Raw genomic sequence first — 4,126 nt, forward strand, 5'->3', positions numbered from 1 at the left:
GAGCCGGCCGCACGCAGCACTGCGACGCTGGCGATGGTCGGCGTGGTGTTCGCGGAATCGATGGCGCTGCGCGCGATGTCGCGCCTGGCGATCGCGCAGGCGGTGGTCGTGCTCAGCTCGGCGCTGCTGGCGCAGCTCGCGACAGCGGAGAACACGCCGTGGGCGATGCTGCTCATCCTGCTCGGCGTGGCGGCGGTGCAGGCTGTGCTGGCCCTGTCGCGCGACCGCGGCCTGCACTCCACGCTGGCCGCCGAACAGGCGGTGCGCCGGCTGTCCCAAGTCGAGTCGCAGCAGGCCGAGCGCATCGAGAGGCTGGAGACCGAGTTCGCCCGCATGGAGCAGGTGGCGGCGGCGGCGGCCGCCGCCGCGGCCTCGCGCTCACGGATCGCGCAGTCGGGCCTGTCCGAGACGATCGAGCAGCGCAACGCCGACCTCGAGAAGCGCTCGCTGGACCTGGCGCGCCAGGCCGTCACCGACCCGCTGACGCTGCTGCCCAACCGCAAGGGCATCAACGAGCACCTGGTCGAGCTGCTGGCGCCGATGGAGCAGCCCGACAGCCGCGCCGAGCTGGCGCTGCTGTTCCTCGACCTCGACGAGTTCAAGGAAGTCAACGACCAGCACGGCCACCTGGCCGGCGACGCGGTGCTGCGTGTCGTCGCCGAGCGGCTGCGCGAGAGCCTGCCGCGCGCCGGCTTCGCGGCGCGCTGGGGCGGCGACGAGTTCATCGTCGTGCTGCCCGGACTGGGCCGCATCGAGCAGGTGCGCATGGTCGCCGAGAAGCTGCGCGCCGAGCTGTGCGTGCCGATCCGCCTCGAGGACGGCACGGTGCGCGTCGGCTGCAGCATCGGCATCGCGCTGGCGCCCTACCACGGCCGCTCGCCGGAGACGCTGATCATCGCCGCCGACCAGGCGGTCTACGCCGCCAAGACCGAGGGCCGCGACCGCGTGCGCGTGTTCGACGTCGCGATGGCCAAGAAGGCGCAGCGCCAGCACCAGATCGCCCAGGCGCTGCCCGGTGCGCTGGAGCGCAACCAGCTCACGATTGCCTACCAGCCGATCGTCGCCACCGACGGCACGCCGACCCACGTCGAGGCGCTGGCACGCTGGCCGCACCCGAGCTGGGGCCAGGTGTCGCCGGGCGAGTTCGTGCCGGTGGCCGAGCAGAACGGCCAGATCCACGCGATGGGCCGCTGGGTGCTGCGCCAGGCCTGCCTCGACGCCGCGCGCTGGCCCGGCGCCAACCCGCCCAAGGTCAGCGTCAACGTGTCGGCGATGCAGGTCAGCTCCGGCCACCTGGTCTCGCAGGTGCGCGAGGCGCTGGCCGCCGCCAAGCTGCCCTCGCACCGTCTCGTGATCGAGCTCACCGAGAGCCTGCCGATGGCGCGCAGCGAAGGTGTCTCGCAGACCCTGTCGGACCTGCGCGCGATGGGCGTGACGCTGGCGCTGGACGACTTCGGTACCGGCTACTCGTCGCTGAGCTCGCTGATGAAGCAGCCGGTCAGCCTGGTCAAGATCGACCAGTCCTTCGTCAAGGACGTGCCCGGTGGCGGCGAGGTGCTGATCAAGGCCACCGTCGACGTGGCGCGTCGCTTCGGCCTGGACGTGGTGGCCGAGGGGGTCGAGACGGCGCTGCAGCGCTCGCACCTCGAGTTGCTCGGCGTCAACCACATGCAGGGCTACCTGTTCGGCCGGCCGATGCCCGCCGACGAGTTCGTCGCCTGGCTCGGCCTGCACGACGGCAGCGACGAGCCCTTCGTGCTGCGTGCCTGACGAGATGGAAGCGTTCATCATGCATCGGAACATCCCGCCCGCCGCGCCACGCCGCGCGCGCGGCTTCACCGTCATCGAAGTGATGATCGCGGTCGGCCTGGTCGCGGTGCTGCTGGGCGTCGCGATGCCGCTGTACAACGACTACCGCGAGCGGGTCCGCGAGAGCATCGCTGTGCAGGACATCGCGGCAATGGCCAGCCTGGTGCAGCGCTTCCAGCTGGACAGCCGCGAGCTGCCGGACAGCCTGGCGGACATCGGCAGCGCCGGGAAGCTCGACCCCTGGGGACGGCCCTACGTGTACTACAACGTCGAGGCCAACGGAAAGGGGCATGCGCGCAAGGATCGCCGGCTCAATCCGCTGAACACCGACTTCGATCTCTACTCGCTGGGCCGCGACGGCAAGACCAAGCCGCAGGTCAGCCAGAAGGACAGTCTCGACGACCTGATCCGCGCCAACAACGGCCGCTACGTCGGGCTGGCGGCGAACTACTGACGCGAGCGCCGATGCGCCCCGACCGGATCCCCAGCCGCGGTGGCCACCGGCTGGCGCGGCAGCTGTTTCTGCTGTTCGTGCTGGTCGCCGTCGTGCCGCTGGCGGTCACCAGCTGGATTGCCAGCCTGGCCACCAGCCAGGTGGCCGAGGCGCTGAGCGGCAGCCACCGCACGCAGACGACGCAGCATGCCAGCCGCCAGGTGCTCGACCGGCTGCTGGCCGCGAAGTCGCTGCTGGCGACGCGCGCAGACGCTGCCGAAACCAGCCCGCCGGCCGGACTCGGCCGCGTCTTCAGCCAGGTCGTCTGGCTCGGCGAGCCGGCAGCCGTCGGCTGGCCGTCATACCTGCCGGCCGATCTGGCTCCGGCCTGGCGGCAGGCCGATGCGGGCCACGAGCGCGGCGCGCACCAGCCCGAGCACGAGCCTGACGATGTGCGCCTGCGCGTCGACTTCTCGCAGCCCGGCGCGGCGCGCGTGCTGCTGGGCGCCTACCGCGCCGGGAGGCTGCGCTGGATCGGCGTGATCGAGCCGGCCTACCTGTGGGGGCCGCTGGCCGACGCCGGCCTGAACACCGCCTGGTGGGTGCACGACGCACACGGCCACGTCATCACTCACCAGGCCGGCGAGGACTACAGCCTGCGCCAGGACAGCGGCCCGGGCGGCGGCGAAGACACACTGGCGCAAAGCACGGCAACCCTGTTCCTCGCCGGGGAGATGGGCGCCGGCGACTGGATCTTCACGCAGCGCGCGCCGTTGGCACCCGTGCTGTGGCACCGGGCGCCACTCGCGCTGTGGCTCGGTGCCGTGGCGCTGGCCACGCTGCTGGCGATCGCCGCGCTCAGCCGCTGGCGCATCCGCCACGCGCTGCAGCCGCTGGAGCAACTGACACAGGGCACGCGGCAGCTCGCCGCCGGCGCCGCCGGCACGCGCGTCGAGGTGCGGCGCGACGACGAGATCGGCGACTTGGCCGAGGCCTTCAACGAGATGGCGGCGCGCATCGCGATGCAGTTCGACGCGCTCGAGGGCCTGTCGGCGATCGACCGCGACATCCTGGCCGGCGCCGCCTTCGAGCAGCTTGCCGGCCACGCCCTGCTGCGCGTGGGTGCGCGCTACCCCGGCGCGGGTGCGCTGGTGGTGTGGCGCGACGGCGACGTGGCGCTGCGCAAGGCCTGGCTGACGGCGGCGGCCGAAGGCACGCGCGTGCTGATGGGCGACAGCGTGATGCTCGATGCCGACGCGATCGCCGAGTTCGGCCGCCTCGCGCACGACGAGCAGCACGTCACCAGCGAGTGCCACGGCCCGCACTGCGCGATGCTGGCGCCCGCGCTGCGGCGCGCCGGCATCGACCGCGCGGCGGTGGCGGTGTTGATGCCGCTGCGCTACCAGGCGCAGACGCTGGCGATGCTCGCCCTCGGGCTGCCGGCGCCGGCCTCGGAGGAAGCGCTGCAGCCCGCGCGCGAGATCCGTGACCGCCTTGCCGTCGCCATGGGCGCGCGGCTGCGCGAACATGAGCTGGAGCACCGTGCCGGCCACGACAGCCTGACCGGGCTGGCCAACCGCTTCGGCCTGCACGAGCGGATCGAGGCCGAACTCGTGCGCACGGCGCAGCACGGCCGCGTGGCGCTGGTGTCGATCGACCTGGACCACTTCAAGGACGTCAACGACACGCTCGGCCACGAGGCTGGCGACGAGCTGCTGTGTGCCGCCGCGCTGCGCCTGCAGGCCTGCGTGCCGGCCGGGGCGACGGTCGCGCGGCCGGGCGGCGACGAGTTCGTCGTCCTGCTGCCCGATGCCGACGAGCCGGTCGCCGCCGCGGTGGCCGGCCTCGCGCTGGCGGCGCTCGGCCGGCCCTTCATGCTGCGCG

The 4,126-nt window shown here is 72.9% G+C and carries 3 protein-coding genes; all 3 read left to right on the forward strand.

Translation table 11 applies throughout. The features are described 5' to 3' along the window. The coding region (locus AAG801_RS40840; RefSeq protein ID WP_341893584.1) for an EAL domain-containing protein at positions 1-1,770 on the forward strand (1,770 nt) is incomplete at its 5' end. 19 nt (positions 1,771-1,789) lie between these two features. After that, positions 1,790-2,263, forward strand: coding sequence for a prepilin-type N-terminal cleavage/methylation domain-containing protein (locus AAG801_RS40845; protein ID WP_341893585.1), 474 nt, complete (start codon positions 1,790-1,792; stop codon positions 2,261-2,263). Between the two features lie 11 nt (positions 2,264-2,274). Then, a partial coding sequence (locus AAG801_RS40850; protein ID WP_341893586.1) for a GGDEF domain-containing protein occupies positions 2,275-4,126 on the forward strand: 1,852 nt, incomplete at its 3' end.

The organism is Variovorax sp. YR752, from assembly GCF_943372545.1.